This window comes from Streptomyces hamibioticus (assembly GCF_047946815.1).
Classification (GTDB): Bacteria; Actinomycetota; Actinomycetes; order Streptomycetales; family Streptomycetaceae; genus Streptomyces.
In genome coordinates, this window is record NZ_JBKKQY010000001.1 from 2,492,446 (window position 1) to 2,515,215 (window position 22,770).

A 22,770-nucleotide genomic window follows, 5' to 3' on the forward strand; every position below is an offset into this window, starting at 1 on the left:
GATCGACGAGGGCTCACCACCGCCGGCTTCGGCGGCTTCGCGGGCGTGACCGCCGGTGCCGCCGTCACCGTTTCCGTTGCCGTCGCGTTCGCCGGGTCGACTCGTCATCCGGCGACGATAGCGCCGGGCCGGGTGACAGGTCGGAACGCACCGCGGGGCCGGTCCGTATCCGACGGACCGGCCCCCGCGGGGAGAGCTTCGCCTCCCGTGCCGGGAGGCCACCGCTTCGAGTGGTGGCTGCTACTGCATGACGGCCATGGCGAGCGCGCGCCGGGCGCGCAGCGAGGCGCGCTCGGCCCGGCGCTGCATCCGGCGGGCGGTCACCAGGCGCACGGCCCGGCGTTCCTGCTCGGCCTCATACAGTCGGTCGTGCATTTGCGCACGAGCCAGGGCTTCTGGGATGAGTTGCATCTCTCGGGTCCTGTTCTGGCGCGAGTCGTTCGCGCCGCTGATGGTGAAGTCTTCGGTTGCGGAGCCTGCGGGCTCGTGGGTGGACGGCTTCATCGGGGCCTGCTTCGTGGGGTCGTGCGTGATGGGGCGGTCGATCGTTCCTGCGGTGTTCATGCCGTAACCGGGTTCTTGCGCGGGCGGCCACGGGGCCGCTTCCGGGCGACGACAACACCCTGGACGAACAGCTCGCCACCCCAGACGCCCCAGGGCTCACGCCGCTCCTTGGCGCCGGCGAGGCAGGCCTCCATCAGCGGGCAGGTGCGGCACAGGGACTTGGCGTACTCGACGTCCGCCGGCGACTCCGCGAAGAAGACCTCGGGGTCGTACGAACGGCACGGGACGGGCACGCCCAGGTTCTCGATGGCGTCGTCGAGCGCGGTGAGCGCGGTCAGGGGAGTCAAGGAGTCCTCCGTGGGGACGGGCTTGGGGATCGTGTCGGAAGGCGGTACGGACGGGGCGTGCGCTTCGAGTTGCACGGGTCGTCTTCCTCGTCTGGTCGTTCCGGCCGGTTGGCCGGGGGGCGGCTGGTACCGGGTTCTTTTCTTGTCCCGAGGCCCCTTCGCTCCGTCATCCACGTTCGTGGACAAACAGAAGGGCCGCGGATCCCGGATGGGGTTCCGCGGCCCTGAAGGCGCCGGCCTGATCGGCGATCAGGCTGGATCACTCCAGGGTTCTGGCCCACGGAAGGCCCACATCAGGTGGTGCTGCGTCGTCTGCTTCCGGAATCCGGCACCGGTCGCCGCAAAGGCATAGGCCTGCGCCTGTGCCGCTACTGCTGCCGCTTCCAGTGCCTTGGTCGGTCGCTCATTGCGCCCGCGGACGGGAAGGCTCGCGGGGGCAAGAGAGGACGCCGGACGCACGGCACAAATGCCGGACAGACCGGTGCCCGGGTTGGAGGCGCCGAGCATGCACAGGGAGACGGTCGAACGATCGGTCATTTTCACGGTGGCGCTGGTGTTGATGCTGATCACTGGACTCGCCTCCTCTCGGCGTCTCGGGGGACTGGGGTGAACCAGTCCACGGATATGCAAGTACAACACGGGGTCACGGCCTCCGGGAAGGCCGCTGTTCCCGTGCCCAAGAACCTATGGGGATTCCTGGGGCATGCGCAAACTATTTTTTCGACGAGTTCGTATCAGCCGTCCTCGTCAACTCCGCTGACGGGTCTGCCTGCACAGATGGCCAGGACGTCGGCTCCGTAGCGGTTGAGCTTGCGCGCGCCGACCCCGGGGATGCGGGCCAGCTCGTGGTCGTCCTCCGGGACGGACTCGGCGATCGCCATCAGCGTCTTGTCGGTGAAGACGCAGAAGGCGGGCTGCCCGCTGCGCCGCGCCTGGGCCTCGCGCCACTCGCGCAGCCGCTCGTAGACGCCCTCGTCCATGTCCGAGGGGCAGTCCTCGCAGCGCATCAGCTTCATCTCACCGGCGTCGGTGAGAGTGCGGCCGCAGACCCGGCAGCGGGCGGGGGTGCGCTGTCTGCGTCGCGGGGCGGCGACCGAGGAGGCCGAGCCGCCGCGCGCGAAACCGCGCTCGACGCCTCCGGGACCGCCCGCGGCCGGACGGCCCGCCGCGGTGCCGGAGCCGGGGCGCAGTCCGTCGAGGAAGCGGCTGGGCTTGCGGTTGGGGCGGCTGCCGGGCGAACGGGCCAGCGCCCAGGACAGGTGCAGCCGTTCGCGTGCGCGGGTGACGCCGACGTAGAGGAGTCGGCGTTCTTCCTCGATCTGCTCGTCCGTCTTTGCGTAGGTGATCGGCATCATGCCCTCGGCGACGCCGACCAGGAACACGACGTCCCACTCCAGGCCCTTGGCCGAGTGCAGGGAAGCGAGGGTGACGCCCTGCACGGTGGGGGCGTGCTGGGCGCTGGCCCGCTCGTCGAGCTCGGCGACCAGGTCGCTCAGGGTGGCGCCGGGTCTGGCGGCGGCGAAGTCCTGGGCGAGGTTCACCAGCGCGGCCAGCGACTCCCAGCGCTCCCGGACGGCACCGGACCCGGCCGGGGGCTGCGGCGTCCAGCCCTCTCCCGACAGCACGGCACGGACCTGGGAGGGCAGGTCGACGGCGTCGTCCAGGAGGGAGTCGTTGCCGCCGAAGCGGGCCGCGCCGCGCAGCGCGACACCGGCTTTGCGCACTTCGGGGCGGTCGAAGAAGCGCTCGGCGCCCCGAAGCTGGTAGGGCACCCCGACGTCGGCGAGGGCCTGTTCGTAGGTCTCGGACTGCGCGTTGGTGCGGAACAGGATCGCGATCTCGGCGGCCGGGACGCCGGAGTCGATGAGGTCGCGGACGCGGTGGGCCGCTCCCTCGGCCTCGGCGGGCTCGTCGGGATACTCGGTGTAGTCGGGCTCCTGGCCCGCGGGGCGCTGGGAGATCAACTCGAGCCGGTGGTCCGCGGCCCGGCCGCGGGCCTGGGCGAGCAGGCCGTTGGCGAGGCGGACGACCTGCGGGGTGGAGCGGTAGTCGCGGACCAGCTTCACCACGGTGGCCCCGGGGTGGCGGACACGGAAGTCGAGCAGGTGGTCGGGGGTTGCACCGGTGAACGAGTAGATCGTCTGGCTGGCGTCCCCGACCACGCAGAGGTCGTCGCGGTCGCCGAGCCACAGCTCCAGCAGGCGCTGCTGGAGGGGGCTGACGTCCTGGTACTCGTCGACCACGAAGTGCTGGTACTGGGCGCGGACCTGCTCGGCGACGTCCTGCCGGTCCTGGAGGACGGCGACGGTCAGCAGCAGTACGTCCTCGAAATCGATGACGCCGCGCCCGCGCTTGAGGTCCTCGTAGGCGGAGTAGAGCTGGGCGATCTCGGCGGGACCGCGAGGGGTCTCACGGCCGGCCTTGGCCGCCGCGAGGGCGTAATCGGCGGGGACGGTCTGGGTGACCTTGGACCACTCGATCTCGGCGGTGACGTCGCGCAGCTCGCCCCGGTCGAGGCGGACCCGGCAGGCTGCCGCCGCGTCGGCGACGAGCTGGATCTTGCGATCGACGAGCCGGGGCATGGAACCGCCGATCACTTTCGGCCAGAAGTACTGGAGCTGCCGCAGGGCCGCCGAGTGGAAGGTGCGGGCCTGCACGCCGGCGGCACCGAGCTGGCGGAGCCGGCCGCGCATCTCGCCGGCGGCGCGGTTGGTGAAGGTGACGGCGAGCACGCTGGAGGGCTGGAGGATTCCGGCGCGCACCCCGTAGGCGATGCGGTGGGTGATCGCACGGGTCTTGCCGGTGCCCGCGCCCGCCAGCACACACACCGGACCACGCAGGGCGGTGGCGACCTCGCGCTGCTCGGGGTCGAGCCCTTCGAGCACCGCGTCGGCCGAGTCCGGTACCTGCGGGAAGAGGGTGGAATGCGTTGCTGCTGTCACACCGCCATGCTGCCAGGTCGGCGGAGACGGGTGCGCAGGTTGTCCACAGGCGGGGTCTGATGGTCGTACCGATGCGGCAGGCGCGGGAGCGGCGGGGGCGCCCGTGGGAATGGCGGGACTCTCGCGTACGTTCCCTGTCTGCGAGCACACACCTCCCCGAGCCGCCGAAGGAGCGCGAAAGACATGCCGGGCACTGTGACGATGTACAGCACCACGTGGTGCGGCTACTGCCGTCGGCTGAAGAGCCAGATGGACCGCGAGGGCATCGCGTACACCGAGATCAACATCGAGCAGGACCCGGAATCCGCCGCGTTCGTCGAGAAGGCGAATGGCGGAAACCAGACGGTTCCGACCGTCCTCTTCCCCGACGGCTCGACGCTGACGAACCCGTCGCTGGCGCAGGTGAAGCAGAAGATCGGCGCCTGATCGGTGCGCTGGCCGAAGGGGTGGCCGTCCCGGTGCGGGGCGGCCACCCCTTCGTCGTGTCTCGGGCTCGTCGGTTCCGTCGTGTCTCGAGCTCGTCGCGCCTCAGACGAGACTCCGCGTCGGCAGCGGCTTGCCGTACCACATCTCGATCAGGCGGGCGGCGATGGAGATGCCGTAGGGCGGCAGTACCTCGCCCGCCTCGAACGCCGCGGTCAGTTCGTCGCGGGAGAACCAGCGGGCCTCGTGGATCTCGTCGCCGTCGACCGTGATGTCGGTGGAGGTGGCCCGGGCCATGAAGCCCAGCATGAGGCTGGACGGGAAGGGCCAGGGCTGGCTGGCGACGTACTCGACCTGGCCGACGGTGATGCCGGCCTCTTCATAGGCCTCGCGGCGCACCGACTGCTCGATGGACTCACCGGGCTCGACGAAGCCGGCCAGCGTGGAGAAGCGGCCCTCGGGCCAGTGGACCTGGCGGCCGAGCAGGATGCGGTCCTGCTGGTCGGTGACGGCCATGATCACGGCCGGGTCGGTGCGCGGGTAGTGCTCGGCGCCGCAGGCGGGGCACCGGCGGATGTGGCCGGCGGCGGCGATGACCGTGCGCTCGCCGCAGCGGGAGCAGAAGCGGTGGGTGCGCTGCCAGTTCTCCAGCCCCACCGCGTGCACCATCAGCCCCGCGTCGCGCGGCGACAGCAGCAACCCGGCCTCACGCAGGCCCGCCGGGCGCGCGGACTGGTCCATGCGGCCGGGCAGCGAGTCCTTCTGGAGGGCGAAGTAGCTCACGCCGTCCTCGTCGATGCCCAGGAAGTAGCGGTGTGCCTCGGTGAGGGGGGCCTCGAAGGAGGGGGTCATGACGAGTTCGGTGCGCCCGTCGGGCGTCTCGTCGATGAGGACCTGGCCGCCGGAGACCACGAAACAGCGCGTGGACGGGTGGCTCCATGCCGCCGCGAGCCAGGCTTCGTCGAGCCGGTGGTGGGCGGCCCGGTCGATGCCGCTCGGGGCGGTGAGTGAGACGGGGCGGTCGGCGGTGTGGTCGGTCCAGGTGGTCACGGGTGCTTCCAACTCCCCCGGTGCAGCGGTTGTTTCGGCGGGCGGTTCAGCGGGTCGTACGGCGGGTGGTGACCGGGTCCGGGAGGGCTCGGCGGCGCGGGCGGCCTTTCCGGCGTGCCCCGCGCGGGTTGCCGGTCCGGGTGGCCCGGCGGGGCTCAGGGCGCATGACGCCAGTGCTCGGCCAGGTCGCCCCACAGGTACGCGGATGCCTCCACCCCCTTGAGGAGCAGGTCGAGCTCGACCTTCTCGTTAGGAGCGTGCCAGCCGTCGGAGGGGACGGAGATGCCCAGGAAGAGCACCGGTGCGCCGAGCACCTCCTGGAGGTCGGCGGCCGGTCCCGAGCCGCCCTCGCGGGTGAAGCGGACGGGTTGGCCGAAGGCGCGGCCCATGGCGCGGACCACGGACTGCAGCGCCGGGTGGCCGAGCGGTGTCAGGCACGGGCGCGTCGCGGCACCGAAGGTGATCTCGCAGCGGATGCCGTCGGGTACCTGACCGGCGGCCCACTCACGGACGGCCTTCTCGACCCGCTCCGGGTCCTGCCCCGCGACCAGCCGGAAGGAGAGCTTGACCATCGCCGAGGACGGGACGATCGTCTTGTTGCCGGGGCCCTGGTAGCCGCCGCCGATGCCGTTGACCTCGGCGGTGGGGCGGGCCCACACACGCTCCAGGGTGGTGTAGCCGTCCTCTCCGTGGACGGCGTGCGACCTGGCGGCGCGCAGCCACTGCCGCTCGTCGAAGGGGAGCTGGGCGAAGAGCGCGCGTTCTTCGTCGGTGAGTTCGATCACACCGTCGTAGAAGCCGGGTATCGCCACGCGCGCGTGCTCGTCGTGCAGGGCGGCGACCAGGCGGGCGGCGGCCGTGGCCGGGTTGGGCACCGCGCCGCCGAAGGAGCCGGAGTGGATGTCCTGGTCGGGGCCGTGCAGCCGGATCTCGCACTCGGCGAGGCCGCGCATGCCGGTGCACACCGTGGGGGTGTCCTCGGACCACATGCCGGTGTCGGAGACGATCACGGCGTCGGCGGCGAGCCGTTCGGCGTGCTGCTCGACCAGGGCCTGGAAGTGCGGTGAGCCGGACTCCTCCTCGCCCTCGATCAGCAGCTTGAGGGTGACGGCCGGGGCGGTGCGGCCGGTGGCGGCGAGGTGGGCGCGGACGCCGAGCGTGTGGAAGAACACCTGCCCCTTGTCGTCGGCCGCACCGCGGGCGTAGAGACGGCCGTCGCGGACGACGGGCTCGAAGGGCTCGCTGTCCCAGCCGTCCTCCCGGGCGGCGGGCTGGACGTCGTGGTGCCCGTAGACGAGGACCGTGGGGGCACTGGGGTCGGCGGCGGGCCACTCGGCGTAGACGGCCGGGGCGCCCGGCGTCTCCCAGACCTCGGCGGTCGGGAAGCCGGTCGCGGTGAGCCTGGCGGCGAGCCACTCGGCACTGCGGCGTACGTCGGGCGCGTGGTCGGGCTGGGCCGACACGGAAGGGATGCGCAGCCACTCGGCGAGGTCGTCGAGGAAGGCGGCGCGGTGCTGCGCGACGTACGCGCGGACGGCGCTGACGGCACTGTCAACGGGCTTGCTCATGGTCACGAGCCTATCGGGCCGCGCCGACACCCCGATCGTGCGGTTCGTCACCGTACGCCCCGTCCCGCAGCAGACGCTCCAGCGCGGCGCGGTCCGGCAGGTCCGTGGGGCGTACCACCTCGCCGCTGCGCACGTACAGGAACGCGGCCGACACCGACTCCGGCGGCACACCCTGCTGCTCGGCCCAGGCCACGCGGTACACCGCCAGCTGGAGGGGGTCGGCGGTGGGGGCGCGGTTGGTCTTCCAGTCGACGATCTCGTACGTCGCCGTGGCGCCGTCGCCCTCCTTGTAGACGGCGTCGATACGGCCCCGTACGACGCGGCCGGCGATCGAGAGCTGGAAGGGCGCCTCGACGCGGTAGGGCGTGCGGTGGGCGTACTCGGTGCGCTCGAAGGCGTCCTTGAGGGCCTCCAGGTCGCGCTCGTCGGCGATCTCGGCGTCGCTGCCGGGCAGCTCCTCGGGCTCCAGCATGGGCAGCGTCAGGGCTTCGAAGCGGGCCTCGACCCAGGCGTGGAAACGGGTGCCGCGGCGGGCGGCGGGCTGCGGCGGGCGGGGCATGGGGCGGGCCAGCTCCTGGGCGAGGCCGTCGGGGTCGGCGGCCAGGCGCAGCAGCTGGGAGGCGGTCAGGGACACGGGCAGCGGCACCTCGGTGACGCTGCCGCGGGCACGCAGGAGTTCCCCGGTGAGGGCGTCGAGGTCGCGATCCCAGGAGGCGACGGTGCGGGCTTCCTCCGGGGTGAGGGGAGTGTCCTTGTCCGGTACGGGGGCGGCCCGGTCCGGCGCGAGTGCCTGGTCTTGTGCGGGGGCCCGGTCTTGCGCGGAGGCCCGGTCTTGTGCGGGGGGCTGGTCTTGCGCGGGGGGCTGGTCCGGTGCCGGGGCATGGTCCGGCGTGGGGGCATGGTCCGGTTCGGGAACGCGCGGGTGGGGGCGCGGGGCGTCGGGGCCGGTCGCCTGCTCCGGGGCCGCCGCCTGGTGCGGGACGGTCGGACGGGCCGTGGTCCAGGAGTCCCAGCCGGCCGGGTCCTCCGGGGAAACAGGTGCGTCCCCGGCGGGGAGATCGTCGAGGAAGGGGTCCTCCTCAAGGGGAGGCTCGCCGTCGAGGGGGTCGCGGACGGGGTCGTCGTGGAACGCCTCGTCGTCCTCGGGTGGCGGTGGCCAGTCCGGGTCCTCGTACGTGTCCGGGTCGGGTACGGCGGCGGGGTGGGCGTCCTGCTGGGAGGCGAGGGCCTCCAGGTGGGCCAGGACCGTGTCGGCGGCGGCCCGGCGCCGGGCGAGGGCGGCCGGGTCGAGGGGCAGCGGCCAGGCGTGGTCGGCGGCCGCCTCGCTCAGGGCCGGGTTCTCCTCGTCCTCGGCCGGTTCGTCCGCCCAGGCCTCGATCTCGCCGTGGCCGGCGGCGCAGTGGTCGTACAGGGCCCGGAGGAAGTCGGACGGCCCGCGCGGCCTCTTCTGGGAGGGGCCCCACCAGTGGCCGGAGCCCAGGAGCAGCGACCGGGGCCGGGTGAAGGTGACGTAGCCGAGGCGGAGCTCCTCGGTGTGCTGGTGCTCCTTCATGGCCTCGTGGAAGGCCTTGAGGCCGCGGGAGTCCCAGGAGATGACGTCGGGCAGGGTGGCGGCGTCACCGCGCAGCTCGTGCGGCAGCACCTTGCCCTGGGCGGTCCACTTCTCGCGGCCCTGGCCGCTGGGGAACGTGCCGGTGACCAGTCCGGGCACGGCGACGACGTCCCACTCCAGGCCCTTGGACTTGTGCGCGGTCAGTACCTTGACGGTGTTCTCGCCGCCGGGGAGAGCATTGTCCAGCCCTTTCTCGTACTGGGCGGCGGTGCGCAGGAACCCGAGGAAGGCGAGCAGGGTGGCCTCGTTGTCGCTCGCGGCGAAGGAGGCGGCGACGTCGAGGAAGTTCGACAGGGTCTCGCGGCGGCGGGCGGCCAGGGCGTGCGGGGACGCCGACAGCTCGACCTCCAGGCCGGTGACGGCGAGGACGCGGTGCAGGACGTCCATCAGCGGATCGGACAGGGACCGGCGCAGCTCGCGCAGCTCGGTGGCCAGGCGCGCGAACCTCACGCGCGCGTCCGGCGAGAAGGGGAGCCCGTCGTCGTCCCCCGCGCCGTCCAGGGGCGTTTCCAGGAAGGTGTCGAGGGCGTCCGCGAGCGATATCACCTCGGACGGGTCGACGCCTTCGACGGCCGCGGCGAGCCGGCGGTCGGGGTCGTCCTCTCCGTCCACGCGCGCGTGGGTGACGAGCAGCCGGGCGCGGCGGCCCAGCAGGGCCAGGTCGCGTGGCCCGATGCGCCAGCGCGGTCCGGTCAGCAGCCGGACCAGGGCGGCGTTGGCGCCGGGGTCCTGGAGGACCTCGCAGACGGCGACCAGGTCGGCCACCTCGGGCAGGTGCAGCAGCCCGGACAGGCCCACGACCTCCACGGGGACGTCGCGGGCGACCAGTGCGCCCTGGATCTCGGCGAAGTCGGTCGCCGTGCGGCACAGGACGGCGATCTCGCCGGGGGCGGTGCCGGTGCGGACGAGGTGGGCGACGGAGTCGGCGATCCAGTCGATCTCCTCGGCGTGGGTGCGCAGCAGGGCACAGCGGACCGTGCCGTCGCGCTCGGCGCCGGGGGCCGGGCGGAGCGCCTCCACACCCGCGTGCATGGCGCGCAGCGGCTCGGCGAGGCCGTTGGCGAGGTCGAGGAGGCGGCCGCCGCTGCGGCGGTTCTCGCTGAGCGCCTGGCGGGTGGCGGGGCGGCCGTCGGCGTGCGCGAAGTGCTCGGGGAAGTCGTCGAGGTTGGCGACGGAGGCGCCGCGCCAGCCGTAGATCGCCTGGCAGGGGTCGCCGACGGCGGTGACGGGGTGGCCGGTTCCGTCGCCGAACAGGCCCGCCAGGAGGATGCGCTGGGCGACGGAGGTGTCCTGGTACTCGTCGAGCAGGACCACGCGGAACTCGTCACGCAGGATGCGCCCCACTTCGGGGAGTGCGGCCAGCCGTGCGGACAGGGCGATCTGGTCGCCGAAGTCGAGCAGATCGCGTTCGCGCTTGGCGGCGCGGTAGCGGATCACCAGGTCGGCGAGTTCGCGGCGGGCGGAGGCGGCCTCGGGGACCTTGCGGAGGTCGGCGTTGGTGAGCTTGGCACCTTCGAGGGTGCGCAGGAGGCCGGTGTCCCACGCACGCAGGTCCTCCGGCCGTACGAGGTGTTCGGCCAGCTCGGCGTCGAGGGTGAGCAGGTCCCCGACCAGGTCGGGGAAGGAGCGGGTGAGGGCCGGGTAGGGGCCGGGTGCTTCCCGCAGTACGCGCGCGGCGAGCTGGTAGCGGGTGGCATCGGCGAGCAGGCGGGACGTGGGTTCGAGGCCGATGCGCAGGCCGTGGTCGGTCAGCAGGCGGCCGGCGAAGGCGTGGTACGTCGAGATCACCGGTTCGCCCGGAGGATGGTCCGGGTCGATGACGTCCGGGTCGGTGACGCCGGCCTTGATCAGCGCCTTGCGGACCCGTTCGGCCAGTTCACCGGCGGCCTTGTTGGTGAAGGTCAGGCCGAGGACCTGTTCCGGCGCGACCTGGCCGGTGCCGACCAGCCAGACGACGCGTGCCGCCATGACCGTGGTCTTGCCGGACCCGGCTCCGGCCACGATCACCTGCGGGGCGGGCGGCGCGGTGATGCAGGCCGTCTGCTCCGGGGTGAACGGGATCCCGAGGAGCTCCTTGAGCTGCTCGGGGTCGGTGATACGAGCGGGCACGTCAGAGAGGCTAGCGGCGGGCACTGACAGCGGATGCCGGACCGACCCGGCGGGCCGGAAGAAGCGCAGGTCGGCACGGTGGGTGCGATGTGTCACGCCGGTCACGGGTCACGATCACGCCGACCGCGTCAGCTCAGCCCGTCGCGGGGCCGCCCCAGGGGCGCACCTGCTCAGCCGGGCACGGACCACACCGGGCCGCACCGACCCAGCCACGCACGGACCACACCTGGCCGCACCAACCCAACTGGGCACGGACCACACCTGGCCGCACCAACCCAACTGGGCACGGACCACACCTGGCCGCACCAACCCAACCACGCACGGACCACACCTGGCCGCGCCAACCCAGCCGGGCCCGGACCACACCTGGCCGTACCGGCTCACCCCGGTCACAGGCCCTGCCCGGCCGCGTCGGTCGCAGGTGGCGTCGGGGCCGGCTCGGCTCACTCGACCACGTGCCGTCCCTCGGGCCGTGCGCTGCAGGACGCCCGGAACGCGCAGTGCGTGCAGTGCTGGCCGGTGGTCGGGGCGAAGCGCTCGTCGAGGACCTTGCCGGCGGCTGTGGCCAGCAGGTCGCCGACCCACTCCCCCGCTGCCCCCTCCAGAGCATCCTGCGCCTGGACCTTGGGCAGCGTCTCGCCGCCGTCCCGCTTGGCCGCGCCCTGACGGAGCTGGACCAGCTCGGCGCCGCCCGGTGCTGGGCGAGCCCCGTCGAAGGCCTCGTCGACGGCGCCCTCGCGGACGGCGAGCTGGTAGACCGCGAGCTGGGGATGGCGATCCACCTCCTTGGAGCTGGGCGCCTGCTTGCCGGTCTTGAAGTCGACGACGTACGCGCGGCCCTCGCCGTCGGCCTCGACCCGGTCCATCTGGCCGCGGATGCGGACCTCGTAGTCGCCCGCCGCGATGGTCACGTCGAAATCGTGTTCGCTGGCCACCGGTGTCCGTCCGGTGCGGTCCATGACGTGCCACTTCAGGAAGCGCTCGAGCGCCACGCGCGCGTTGGCCTTCTCCTGCTCGGACTTCCACGGCGCGTCGAAGGCGAGCGCGTTCCACACCGAGTCCAGGCGCTCCATGAGGACGGCGAGGTCGGCCGGGGTGCGCCCGGAGGCGACCTCGTCGGCGAGGACGTGCACCACGTTGCCGAAACCCTGCGCGGCGGTGGCGGGCGCGTCGGCCTTCACCTCGCGGCCGAGGAACCACTGCAGCGCGCAGGTGTTGGCGAGCTGGTCCAGAGCGCTGCCGGAGAGTACGACGGGCTGGTCGCGGTCGCGCAGCGGCACCTTGGACTCGGTCGGCTCGAACATGCCCCACCAGCGGTAGGGGTGGGCTGATGGCACCAGCGGGCGGCCGTCCTCGTCGGTGAGGGCGGCGAGGCGGGCCAGGCGGCGGGCGGCGGCCTCCCGCAGGGCGTCGGAGACGCGCGGGTCGACCGTCGTGGCACGCAGCTCGGCGACGAGCGCCGCCACGGACAGGGGGCGGCGTGGGCGGCCCGTGACGTCCTTCGGTTCGACGCCGAGTTCGGTGAGGAACCGGGAGGGCTGGTCGCCGTCGTCGGCCGGTGCCTTCACGGCGGTCACGACGAGACGTTCACGCGCGCGAGTGGCGGCCACGTAGAACAGGCGGCGTTCCTCCGCGAGCAGCGCGCCGGGCGTGAGGGGTTCGGCGAGTCCGTCACGGCCGATCCGGTCGGCCTCCAGCAGGGAGCCGCGCCGGCGCAGGTCCGGCCAGAGACCTTCCTGGACACCCGCGACGACCACCAGCCGCCATTCCAGTCCCTTGGCGCGGTGCGCGGTCATCAGGCGGACGGCGTCGGGGCGGACGGCGCGGCGGGTGAGGGTGTCGGCGGCGATGTCCTCGGCCTCGATCTCCTCCAGGAAGTTCAGGGCGCCCCGGCCGCCGGTGCGCTCCTCCGCCCGCGCGGCGGTCGCGAACAGCGCGCACACGGCGTCGAGGTCCCGGTCGGCGTTGCGTCCCGCGGCGCCGCCGCGCCGGGCGGCCCGTTCCAGGCGGGTGGGCCACGGCGTGCCCTCCCACAGGTCCCACAGTGCCTCCTCGGCGGTGCCGCCGCCGGCGAGGCGCTCGCGGGCCTTGCGGAGCAGCGCGCCGAGTCGCTGAGCACCGCGGGCGTACCCGGGGTCGTGCACGGCCAGCCGCTCCGGTTCGGCCAGCGCCCGCGCGAGCAGTTCGTCCGAGGGCGGCGGCAACGCGTTGCCCGCGGCCCGCTCCTCCTCGCGCAGCGCCCTGCCGAGGCGGCGCAGGTCGGCGGCGTCCATGCCGGCGAGGGGCGAGGTGAGCAGAGTGAGGGCGGTTTCGGTGTCGAGCCAGCACGGCTCCGGCCCCTCGGGCCCGTCACCGGGCTCCGTCCCGCCCTGGGAAGCATCCTCCACCCTGCCCGGCGAAGCGCCCCCGCCAGGCGAAGCACCTTCGCCCGGCGAAGCACCCTCATCCTGCAAAGCACCCTCGTCCTGCGCAGCCTCCTCCGCGCCGACCGTCGCCGCTGCCGCCGCAGCCACCGCGCGCAGTGCCGTCAGCAGCGGGGCGACCGCCGGTTCGTGGCGCAGCGGGAGGTCGTCGCCGTCGATGTCCAGGGGAACGCCGGCGGCGGTGAGGGCGCGGCGGACCACCGGGATGGTGCGGGAGCCGGCGCGCACCAGGACGGCCATCTCGCTCCAGGGGACGCCGTCCTCCAGATGGGCCCGGCGCAGGATGTCGGCGATGTTGTCCAGTTCGGTGCCGGGCGTCGGGTACGTGTACACCTCGACGCGGCCCCCTTCCCGTACCGGGGTGAGATCCCGGTGCGCGCGTGCCTTGCCGGCGGGGAGGCGGGGCAGCGGCATGCGCTGAGTCAGCAGGCGGGTGGCGGCCAGCAGACCGGCCCCGGAGCGGCGGGAGGTCCGCAGCACCTCGACGGGCGCCGGGCGGCCGTCCGCGCGCGGGAAGGCGTGCGGGAAGTCGAGGATGCCGTTCACGTCCGCGCCGCGGAAGGCGTAGATCGACTGGTCGGGGTCCCCGAACGCGACGAGGGTCCGGCCGCCGCCGGCCAGGGCGTGCAGCAGCCGTACCTGGGCCGGGTCGGTGTCCTGGTACTCGTCGACGTACACGGCGTCGTACTGCGCGGCAAGGCGGTCGGCGACCTCGGGACGGCCGGCGAGGAGCACCGCGCGGTGGACCAGTTCCGCGTAGTCGAGCACGCCCTGGAGGTCGAGCACGTCGAGGTACTCGGCGAGGAACGCGGCCGCGGCACGCCAGTCGGGGCGGCCGATGCGTCGGGCGAAGGCCTCCAGGGCCTGCGGGCCGAGGCCCAGCTCGCGGCTGCGGGCGAGGACCGCGCGGACCTCGTCGGCGAAGCCGCGGGTGGTCAGGCACGCGCGCAGGTCGTCGGGCCAGCGCACGTGGGCGAGCCCGAGCCGCTCCAGGTCGGCCTGGCCGGCGAGCAGCTCCCGCACGGTCACGTCCTGCTCGGGGCCGGACAGCAGCCGCAGTGGCTCCACGAACAGGTCGCTGTCCTGGTGGGCGCGGACGAGGGCGTAACCGAACGAGTGGAACGTGGTCGCCCGTGGAGCGTGCGCCGCCCCTATGCGCAGTGCCATGCGGTCCCGCAGCTCGACGGCCGCCTTGCGGCTGAAGGTGAGCACCAGGATCCGCGCGGGGTCGCCGCCCCGGGCGATCCGGGCGGCCACGGACTCGACGAGGGTGGTGGTCTTTCCGGTGCCCGGGCCTGCGAGAACGAGCAGCGGGCCGGTGGGGTGGTCAACCACGGCGCGCTGGGCGGCGTCCAGATGAGGGGGATCCACTCGCGTGGGCGGGGTACGGACCAGACGGTAGGCGCCACGGGTCCCCTGTCGCACTCGGTGGTGCGACGGGTGCCTGGTGGAGGAAGAGGAGCTCACGTGGTTCGCCGGTCCTGGTGGGTGTGCTGGTGGAACGACCGCCCTGCGTGGTTGGCGGTGGCCGCGGGGTGAGGGGGACACGTGCAGCCGACGCTACGCCGACGGAGCGGACGGAAGCAGGGCTTCCGCTTCTTCCCTCCGGACGCTCCTGGCACCTGAGCCCCTCGCACCACGAACGTACGCCATGCCAAAGCGGTGCCCGTTCTGTCCCGGTTCCCTCAAACGGATCACGGGCCACACAACGAGCCGTCCGATGCCGGAAGCTGTCAGGTGTGACCCTGCGCGTGCTCGCCGCCGTCCCACCGCGCTCGTCTCATGTCGAGTCGCGGCAGGTGGCCCTCCGCAGCCCTGCCCGCATCCTTCAGGGGCGTACCCTCCGCCCTGTACTGCTGGAGCGCCTCCAGTTCGTGCCCCGGCAGCAGACGGCCGTCCGCGCGGACGACGCGCCACCACGGGACACCCCCGCCGTAGAGGGACATCACCCGGCCGACCTGCCGGGGGCCGCCCTCGCCGAGCCACTCGGCCACGTCCCCATACGTCATGACGCGGCCGGGCGGGATCAGCTCGGTGACGTCCAGGACCCGCTCGGCGTACTCCGGCAGCGCGTCGGCGTCCCCGTGATCCGGACGGACATCGCCCCCACGCACCGGAAGGGTTTCGTCCGGATGTTCCGGATGCTCCGGACGGGCGCCGCCCGGCAGAATCTGCTCGCTCATCCGCCTCATCCTGCCGCACCGCACCGACAGTGCGACGCACTCGCGGCGGTCCGCACGCCTCGCCCCCGCGCGGGGGTTCGGGCAGACTGTGCGGCCCCGCTTGTCCACCCTGATGCCCGCGAGTGTCGGTGCGGCATGCCACCATCGTGCGGGCGGTGACCAGTGATACGAGAGCGCGAAGAGACGATGAAGCAGCAGGGTGTGCAGCCCGGGGGCTCCGGGGACCCGGAGGGCACCTCTGAGGCTTCGACGCGCCCTGGGGCCGCCCACCCGGCCGGCGAAACGTCCGACAAGACGGATATCCGACCCGAGGGGTACGGCAGCGGAGGAAGCACCACACCGGGCGCCGACCACTCCGAGACCGCGCACATCGACGAAGTGGAAGGCGACGAACCGCTCCTTCCCGCGCGCGTGCACCGCCCGTCCGACCTCATGCGGCTCCTGGTGGGCCTGCTCGGCGTGGTGGTCCTGCTCGGGATCGCCGCGTTCGCGCACGGCACCACCTCGGGCCTCGAACAGGACATCAACAAGGGCACGGGTCAGGCGCCCGACCTGTTCATCAAGATCGCCGGTCTGGCGTCCAGCATCGCGATCCTCCTGGTACCGGTCGCCTTCGCGATCGAGCGGCTGATCAAACGGGACGGGTTGCGGATCGCCGACGGCGTGCTCGCCGCTGTCCTCGCCCACGGAGTGACCCTCGCCACCGACCTGTGGGTCGCCAAAGCCGCCCCCGGCTCCATCCAGGAGGCGCTCACCCAGCCCTCCCCCGGTGACGTCAACGCCCTCACCGACCCGGTGCACGGCTACCTGGCGCCGGTGATCGCCTACATGACCGCGGTCGGCATGTCCCGCAGACCCCGGTGGCGCGCGGTGCTGTGGATCGTGCTGCTCCTCGACGCCTTCTCGATGCTCGTCACCGGCTACACGACGCCGTTCTCGATCATCCTGACGGTGCTGATCGGCTGGACCGTGGCGTACGGCACGTTGTACGCGGTCGGCTCGCCCAACGTGCGCCCCACGGGGCGGACGCTGATGGGGGGCCTGCGGACGGTCGGTTTCCGACCGGTCAGCGCCTCCCGCGAAGAGGCCCCGTCGGACACGGCGGAGATCGGCGACCGCGGCCGACGCTACTTCGTGACGCTGGAGAACGGCCCACCGCTGGACGTGACGGTGGTCGACCGGGAACAGCAGGCGCAGGGCTTCTTCTACCGCGCGTGGCGCAACCTCACCCTGCGCGGCTTCGCCACCCGCAGCAGCATCCAGTCCCTGCGCCAGGCGCTGGAGCAGGAGGCGCTGCTCGCCTACGCGGCGATCGCGGCCGGTGCCAACGCCCCGAAGCTGATCGCGACCTCGGAGCTGGGCCCCGACGCGGTGATGCTGGTCTACGAGCACACCGGCGGGCGGAGCCTCGACTCGCTGGCGGACGAGGAGATCACCGACGATCTGCTGCGCGACACCTGGCAGCAGGTGCGGGCGCTGCAGTCTCGGCGCATCGCCCACCGCAGGCTGGTCGGCGACGCGATTCTGGTGGATCGTTCCGGCACGGTGAGCATCACCGACCTGCGCACCGGCGAGATCGCCGCCGGTGATCTGCTGCTGCGCATGGACATCTCCCAGCTCCTGGTGACGCTCGGCCTGCGGGTGGGCGCCGAGCGAGCGGTGGCCTCGGCGGTGAGCGTGCTCGGGCCCGACGCCGTGGCGGACTGCCTGCCGATGCTGCAGCCCATCGCGCTCAGCCGCTCCACGCGCGCGACACTGCGCAAACTGGGCCGGGAGCGCGCCCAGCGCCAGCGGGAGGCGGTCCTGGAGGCGTCCCGGCAGGCCAAGCAGGCCCGGCTGGAGGCGGCCGGGGAAGAAGCCGGCCCGGTCGCCGACAAGCCCGACAAGAAGGCCGTACGGGCGGAGGCCCGGGCCGAGAAGCGGGCCATCGACGAGGCTCTGGACGGGGCGCGCGAGGAGGACCTGCTCACCCAGATCCGGCACGAGGTGCTGCGCATCAGGCCGCAGGCGCTCATCGAGCCGGCCCGCCTGGAGCGGATCCGGCCGCGCACCCTGATCAGCTTCATCGCCGGTGCGATCGGCGCGTACTTCCTGCTGACCCAGCTCACGCACATCGAGTTCGGGCCGCTGATCGCGAACGCCGAGTGGGGCTGGGTGGCCGCGGCGGCGCTGTTCTCGGCGGCGAGCTACTTCGCGGCGGCCCTGGCGCTGCTGGGGTTCGTGCCCGAGCGGGTGCCGTTCCTGCGCACCGTGGCCGCCCAGGTCGCCGGGTCGTTCGTGAAGATCGTCGCCCCGGCGGCGATCGGCGGCGTCGCCCTGAACACGCGCTTCCTGCAGCGCGCGGGGGTGCGGCCGGGGCTCGCGGTGGCGAGTGTCGGCGCGTCGCAGTTGTTCGGGCTCGGCGCCCACATCATCATGCTGCTGGCCTTCGGCTACCTGACGGGCATCGAGAAGACGCCCTCGCTGTCGCCGTCCCGGACGGTCATCGCGGGCCTGCTGACGGTGGCCGTGCTCGTCCTGGTGGTCACCTCGGTGCCGTTCCTGCGGAAATTCGTCGTCACGCGCGTGCGGTCGCTTTTCGCCGGCGTCGTGCCGCGCATGCTCGACGTGCTGCAGCGGCCGCAGAAGCTGATCACCGGCATCGGCGGCATGCTGCTGCTGACCGCCTGCTTCGTGATGTGCCTGGACGCCTCGGTCCGGGCGTTCGGCGACGAGACCACGTCGATAAGCCTCGCCAGTGTCGCCGTCGTCTTCCTCGCCGGCAACGCGCTGGGCTCCGCGGCACCGACACCGGGTGGTGTGGGCGCGGTGGAGGCGACCCTGACCGTCGGTCTGATCGCCGTCGGCCTCCCCAGCGAGGTGGCCGCCCCGGCCGTACTGCTGTACCGGCTGCTGACGCTGTGGCTGCCGGTACTGCCGGGGTGGCTGGCCTTCAACCACCTGACGAGGAAGGAAGCGCTGTAGCGGGCCTGGAGCGGTCGGGTCGCTCGTACGGGCTCGCGCCCCGGGCGGCCCGCGCCACACGGGCGCACGATGGGGGTATGCCGAAACCTTCCCGGCTGGGCGCCGCCGCCCTCACCGCCACCGCCGTACTGCTCTCCGCCTCGCTGGCGGGGTGCAGCGACGACTCCGGCGACGAGGAGGACCTGACCGGGCAGCAGCTCAGCTGGAAGGACTGTCCGGCACCGTCCGAGGCCCAGGGCGGCGGACCGGCCCCCACTCCGCTGCCCGACGGCGAAGAGTGGCAGTGCGCCACGATGAAGGCCCCCCTCGACTGGGACGACCCCGAGGGCGACACCATCGGCATCGAGCTGATCCGCGCGCGGGCGAGCGGTGAGGACAGCCGCCGGATCGGCTCGCTCATCTTCAACTTCGGCGGCCCGGGCGGCTCGGGCGTCACCACCCTGCCCGCGTTCGGCCAGGACTACGAGAAGCTGCGCACCCGCTACGACCTGGTCAGCTTCGACCCGCGCGGAGTCGGCCGCAGCGCGCCGGTGCACTGTCTGAGCGACAAGCAGCTCGACATCTACTTCCAGCAGGACGCCACGCCGGACGACGCCGCCGAACGCACCGAGCTGGTCGACGACACCGAGGAGTTCAACTCCGCCTGCGAGGAGAACTCGGCACGGATCCTGCCGCACGTGCGCACCACCGACGCGGCCCGCGACATGGACCTGATGCGACAGGTGCTCGGCGACGACAAGCTGCACTACTTCGGCATCTCCTACGGCACCGAACTCGGGGGCGTCTACGCCCACCTGTTCCCGAAGAACGTGGGGCGCGCCGTCTTCGACGCCGTCGTCGACCCGACTCAGACGCCGGAGGAGGGCTCCCTCGGGCAGGCGAAGGGGTTCCAGCGGGCGCTCGACAACTACGCGGAGCACTGCACCTCCCAGGTGGAGGACTGCCCGGTCGGCGACAGCGCCCAGGACGTCAAGGACCGCATCGCCCGGCTGCTGCGCGACCTCGACCGCAGCCCGATCCCCGGCATCTTCCCCCGCGAACTCACCCAGACCGCCGCGACCAGCGGCATCGCGCAGGCGCTGTACTCGCAGGACTTCTGGGAGTACCTCACCGAGGGTCTGGAGCAGGCGTACGGCGGCGAGGGACAGATCCTCATGGCACTGTCGGACGCGCTCAACGGCCGCAACGAGAACGGCGAGTACAGCAACATCGCCGCGGCCAACGTCGCCATCAACTGCGCCGACGACAAACCGCGCTACGACCCCGCACACGTGGAGCGGCAGCTGCCCGAGTTCCGCGCCGCCTCCCCCGTGTTCGGCGACTACCTCGCCTGGTCCCTGCTCAGCTGCACCGACTGGCCGGTGGCTGGCGCCGCCGACCACCCCGACGTCAGTGCGCCAGGAGCGCCGCCGATCCTGGTGATCGGCAACACCGGCGACCCGGCCACGCCCTATGAGGGCGCGCGGCGGATGGTGCGGGCACTGGGCGAAGGCGTCGGCGTCGAGCTGACGTACCGGGGTCAGGGGCACGGCGCCTACGACAGCAAGAACAGGTGCGTGCAGGACGCGGTGCACGGCTATCTGCTCGACGGGCGGGTGCCGGCGACCGGAACGGTCTGCTCCTGAAACCCGAGTCCGGGTGAATCAGCAGGTCAGAACGTTATCCACAGGCCGCAGCGGCTGACTCCCGGTCCGCCTACCATGGCATGACCGCCATCCGCCGCACGGTGCGGACGGCCTGCGAGGGGGAGTGCACATGGCGCGTTTCGTACGGTGGACGGCTCTGACGGCCGCCGCCGCACTGCTGACGGCGGGCTGCAGCGGGGGCTCGTCCGGCGAGGACAAGGACACCGACGACACCGGGGCCGCCCGGCCGCCGGCCGCCGCGCCCTCGGGAGTCCCGTCCTCACTGACCGAGCAGAAGCTCGACTGGAGCCGCTGCAAGGGCACGGAGGACTCTCCCGCGCCCGGTGGCGACTGGCGGTGCGCCACGCTCAAGGTGCCGCTGGACTGGACGAAGCCGGAGGGCGAGACGATCGGCCTGGCGCTGATCAGGTCCAAGGCCCGCGGCGACCAGCGGATCGGCTCACTGCTGTTCAACTTCGGCGGCCCCGGCGGCTCGGGCGTGTCCATGATGCCGTCGTACGGCGACGTCGTCTCGTCGCTGCACGAGCGGTACGACCTGGTCAGCTGGGACCCGCGCGGAGTCGCCGCCAGCGAAGGCATCCGCTGCCGCAGCGACCGGGAGATCCAGGCCGCCGAGTCGGTGGACGCCACGCCGGACACGACGGCCGAGGAGCGGGCGTATCTGGAGGACGCGGCCGACTTCGGCCAGGACTGCGAGCGGTCGGCCGGAAAGCTGATGGCGCACGTGTCGACCACGGACACGGCCCGCGACATGGACCTGATGCGCCATGTGCTGGGCGACAAGGCCATGCACTACTTCGGCATCTCCTACGGCACCGAACTCGGCGGTGTCTACGCCCACCTGTTCCCGGAGAACGTGGGGCGGATGGTCCTGGACGCGGTCGTCGACCCGACCGCCGACACCTTCGGCCACGCGGAGAACCAGGCCAGGGGCTTCCAGCGCGCACTCGACGAGTATCTGAAGTCGACCGGGCAGGACCCGGCGCGGGGATCACGGAAGATCGCCGACCTGCTGAAGCGGCTCGACGCGGAACCGCTGCCGACGTCGTCCGGGGAGCGGAAGCTGACGCAGACGCTGGCGCTCACCGGAATCGTGCTGCCGCTGTACAGCAAGAGCAGCTGGCCCGCGCTGACCAGCGCGCTGGAGGCGGCCGAGGAGGGCGACGGCACGGAACTGCTGGCGCTCGCCGACGGCTACAACGAGCGGGACCCGTCGGGGAACTACGGCACGACGACGCACTCCCAGCGGGTCATATCGTGCCTGGACGCCAAGCAGCGGCCGACCCTGGAGGAGACCAAGAAGCTGCTGCCGAAGTTCGAGAAGATCTCGCCCGTGTTCGGTGCCTTCCTGGGGTGGGACACGGCCGGCTGGTGCCGCGACTGGCCGGTGGCCGGTCAGCACGAGACACCGGAGGTGAGCGCGCCCGGCGCGGACCCGCTGCTGGTGGTCGGCAACACCGGCGACCCGGCCACCCCCTACGAGGGCGCGCGCAGGATGGCGGACGAGCTGGGCGAGGGCGTCGGTGTGATGCTGACCTGGAAGGGCCAGGGACACGGCGCGTACGGCAGCGGGAGCGACTGTGTCGACTCCACGGTCGACGCCTATCTGCTGAAGGGAACGGTGCCCGAGGACGGCAAGGTCTGCTCGTAGCGCCCCTGTCGACGACGGCGGCACCGCCCGTGACGACGGCGGGGGCCTCGGGCACCTGCGGTGCCCGAAACCCCCGCCGTCCGGAGACCGGGGTGCGGGCCGGAGCCGATCGCGGCTCCGGACACCGGCGGCACGGTTCAGTACACGGGCTTGTCCGGCTCGATCTGGTTGACCCAGCCGATCACGCCGCCGCCCACGTGGACGGCGTCCGCGAAGCCGGCGGACTTGAGGACCGCGAGGACTTCCGCACTGCGGACACCCGTCTTGCAATGCAAGACGATCTTCTTGTCCTGCGGGAGGTCCTCCAGGGCAGCGCCCATGAGGAACTCGTTCTTCGGGATCAGCCGGGCGCCCGGAATGGAGACGATCTCGTACTCGTTCGGCTCGCGGACGTCGATGATGTCGATGCTCTCGCCGTCGTCGATCCACTCCTTGAGCTGCTTGGGAGTGATCGTGGCGTCGGCCGCCGCCGCCTGGGCCTCCTCGGACACGACGCCGCAGAAGGCCTCGTAGTCGATGAGCTCGGTGACGGTGGGGTTCTCGCCGCAGACCGCGCAGTCGGGGTCCTTGCGGACCTTCACCTGGCGGTACTGCATCTCCAGGGCGTCGTAGATCATCAGGCGGCCGACCAGCGGCTCGCCGATGCCGGCGAGGAGCTTGATGGCCTCGTTGACCTGGATGGAGCCGATGGACGCGCACAGCACACCGAGCACGCCGCCCTCGGCGCAGGAGGGGACCATGCCGGGCGGCGGGGGCTCCGGGTAGAGGCAGCGGTAGCAGGGACCGTGCTCGGACCAGAAGACGGAGGCCTGGCCGTCGAAGCGGTAGATCGAACCCCAGACGTACGGCTTGTTCAGCAGCACGCAGGCGTCGTTGACCAGGTAGCGGGTCGCGAAGTTGTCCGTGCCGTCGACGATCAGGTCGTACTGGCTGAAGATCTCCATCACGTTGTCGGCCTCGAGCCGCTCCTCGTGAAGGATCACGTTCGTGTACGGGTTGATGCCCTTGACGGAGTCGCGGGCGGACTCGGCCTTGGAGCGGCCGATGTCGGACTGGCTGTGGATGATCTGGCGCTGCAGGTTCGACTCGTCGACCTCGTCGAACTCCACGATGCCGAGGGTGCCGACGCCCGCGGCGGCGAGGTACATCAGCGCCGGCGAGCCCAGGCCGCCGGCGCCCACACAGAGCACCTTGGCGTTCTTCAGCCGCTTCTGCCCGTCCATCCCCACGTCGGGGATGATCAGGTGGCGGGAGTACCTGCGGACCTCGTCTACGGTGAGCTCGGCGGCCGGCTCGACCAGGGGTGGCAGCGACACGGGGACTCCGTTGGTCGGTCAATCATTACGGT

General features: G+C 72.5%; 14 protein-coding genes. 4 read left to right on the forward strand and 10 right to left on the reverse strand.

The genetic code is table 11. The features are described 5' to 3' along the window. Positions 1-240 precede the first annotated feature (240 nt). From ACLGIH_RS11040 to ACLGIH_RS11055, 4 genes are all read right to left on the reverse strand, one after another. On the reverse strand, positions 241-564 hold the full coding sequence (locus ACLGIH_RS11040) for a hypothetical protein (RefSeq protein ID WP_416525066.1): 324 nt from the start codon (positions 562-564) through the stop codon (positions 241-243). Continuing rightward, positions 561-926, reverse strand: a complete 366-nt coding sequence (locus tag ACLGIH_RS11045) for a WhiB family transcriptional regulator (RefSeq protein WP_416525067.1) — start codon at positions 924-926, stop codon at positions 561-563. The genes ACLGIH_RS11040 and ACLGIH_RS11045 overlap by 4 nt, the downstream gene beginning before the upstream one ends. Before the next feature lie 174 nt (positions 927-1,100). Then, a complete protein-coding gene (locus ACLGIH_RS11050) occupies positions 1,101-1,421 on the reverse strand; it encodes a hypothetical protein (protein ID WP_416525068.1) in 321 nt (106 codons plus the stop codon). Between the two features lie 164 nt (positions 1,422-1,585). After that, positions 1,586-3,793 (reverse strand): ATP-dependent DNA helicase UvrD2, encoded by a 2,208-nt coding sequence (locus tag ACLGIH_RS11055; protein ID WP_416525069.1) that lies wholly within the window; start codon positions 3,791-3,793, stop codon positions 1,586-1,588. 183 nt (positions 3,794-3,976) lie between these two features. Here ACLGIH_RS11055 and ACLGIH_RS11060 point away from each other — a divergent pair, with 183 nt between their 5' ends. Continuing rightward, positions 3,977-4,219 (forward strand): mycoredoxin, encoded by a 243-nt coding sequence (locus ACLGIH_RS11060; protein ID WP_004983675.1) that lies wholly within the window; start codon positions 3,977-3,979, stop codon positions 4,217-4,219. A gap of 102 nt (positions 4,220-4,321) precedes the next feature. On the opposite strand, the gene nudC is transcribed toward ACLGIH_RS11060, so the two are convergent. The 5 genes from nudC to ACLGIH_RS11085 all read right to left on the reverse strand — a co-directional run bounded on the left by nudC (position 4,322) and on the right by ACLGIH_RS11085 (position 15,161). After that, positions 4,322-5,266 carry an NAD(+) diphosphatase gene (gene nudC / locus ACLGIH_RS11065; RefSeq protein WP_416525070.1) on the reverse strand — a complete coding sequence of 315 codons (945 nt, stop codon included), beginning with the start codon at positions 5,264-5,266 and terminating at the stop codon, positions 4,322-4,324. Between the two features lie 155 nt (positions 5,267-5,421). Beyond that, the gene (locus ACLGIH_RS11070) at positions 5,422-6,834 is read right to left on the reverse strand and encodes a dipeptidase (protein WP_416525071.1); all 1,413 of its coding nucleotides are present in this window, start codon (positions 6,832-6,834) and stop codon (positions 5,422-5,424) included. A gap of 10 nt (positions 6,835-6,844) precedes the next feature. Next, entirely contained in the window at positions 6,845-10,555 is a 3,711-nt protein-coding gene (locus tag ACLGIH_RS11075; protein WP_416525072.1) for a UvrD-helicase domain-containing protein, read from the reverse strand. Between the two features lie 443 nt (positions 10,556-10,998). Beyond that, positions 10,999-14,445 carry an ATP-dependent helicase gene (locus ACLGIH_RS11080; protein ID WP_416525073.1) on the reverse strand — a complete coding sequence of 1,149 codons (3,447 nt, stop codon included), beginning with the start codon at positions 14,443-14,445 and terminating at the stop codon, positions 10,999-11,001. Between the two features lie 266 nt (positions 14,446-14,711). Next, positions 14,712-15,161, reverse strand: a complete 450-nt coding sequence (locus ACLGIH_RS11085) for an MGMT family protein (protein WP_416525074.1) — start codon at positions 15,159-15,161, stop codon at positions 14,712-14,714. Between the two features lie 186 nt (positions 15,162-15,347). Here ACLGIH_RS11085 and ACLGIH_RS11090 point away from each other — a divergent pair, with 186 nt between their 5' ends. From ACLGIH_RS11090 to ACLGIH_RS11100, 3 genes are all read left to right on the forward strand, one after another. Continuing rightward, complete coding sequence (locus ACLGIH_RS11090) at positions 15,348-18,125, forward strand: lysylphosphatidylglycerol synthase transmembrane domain-containing protein (RefSeq protein WP_416525075.1); 2,778 nt, start codon at positions 15,348-15,350, stop codon at positions 18,123-18,125. Between the two features lie 77 nt (positions 18,126-18,202). After that, positions 18,203-19,750 carry an alpha/beta hydrolase gene (locus tag ACLGIH_RS11095; RefSeq protein ID WP_416525076.1) on the forward strand — a complete coding sequence of 516 codons (1,548 nt, stop codon included), beginning with the start codon at positions 18,203-18,205 and terminating at the stop codon, positions 19,748-19,750. 130 nt (positions 19,751-19,880) lie between these two features. Further along, positions 19,881-21,422 (forward strand): alpha/beta hydrolase, encoded by a 1,542-nt coding sequence (locus ACLGIH_RS11100; RefSeq protein WP_416525077.1) that lies wholly within the window; start codon positions 19,881-19,883, stop codon positions 21,420-21,422. Between the two features lie 137 nt (positions 21,423-21,559). Here the strand turns inward: ACLGIH_RS11100 and moeZ are convergent, their stop codons facing one another. Next, the gene (gene moeZ / locus ACLGIH_RS11105) at positions 21,560-22,738 is read right to left on the reverse strand and encodes an adenylyltransferase/sulfurtransferase MoeZ (protein ID WP_416525078.1); all 1,179 of its coding nucleotides are present in this window, start codon (positions 22,736-22,738) and stop codon (positions 21,560-21,562) included. Positions 22,739-22,770 lie beyond the last annotated feature (32 nt).

Excerpts from the sequence above, each read along its gene's own strand:
- ACLGIH_RS11040 (WP_416525066.1), bottom strand. The coding sequence starts at position 564 with ATGAACACCGCAGGAACGATCGACCGCCCCATCACGCACGACCCCACG.
- ACLGIH_RS11060 (WP_004983675.1), top strand. The coding sequence starts at position 3,977 with ATGCCGGGCACTGTGACGATGTACAGCACCACGTGGTGCGGCTACTGC.
- ACLGIH_RS11070 (WP_416525071.1), bottom strand. The coding sequence starts at position 6,834 with ATGAGCAAGCCCGTTGACAGTGCCGTCAGCGCCGTCCGCGCGTACGTC.
- ACLGIH_RS11085 (WP_416525074.1), bottom strand. The coding sequence starts at position 15,161 with ATGAGCGAGCAGATTCTGCCGGGCGGCGCCCGTCCGGAGCATCCGGAA.
- ACLGIH_RS11090 (WP_416525075.1), top strand. The coding sequence starts at position 15,348 with ATGAAGCAGCAGGGTGTGCAGCCCGGGGGCTCCGGGGACCCGGAGGGC.
- ACLGIH_RS11095 (WP_416525076.1), top strand. The coding sequence starts at position 18,203 with ATGCCGAAACCTTCCCGGCTGGGCGCCGCCGCCCTCACCGCCACCGCC.
- ACLGIH_RS11100 (WP_416525077.1), top strand. The coding sequence starts at position 19,881 with ATGGCGCGTTTCGTACGGTGGACGGCTCTGACGGCCGCCGCCGCACTG.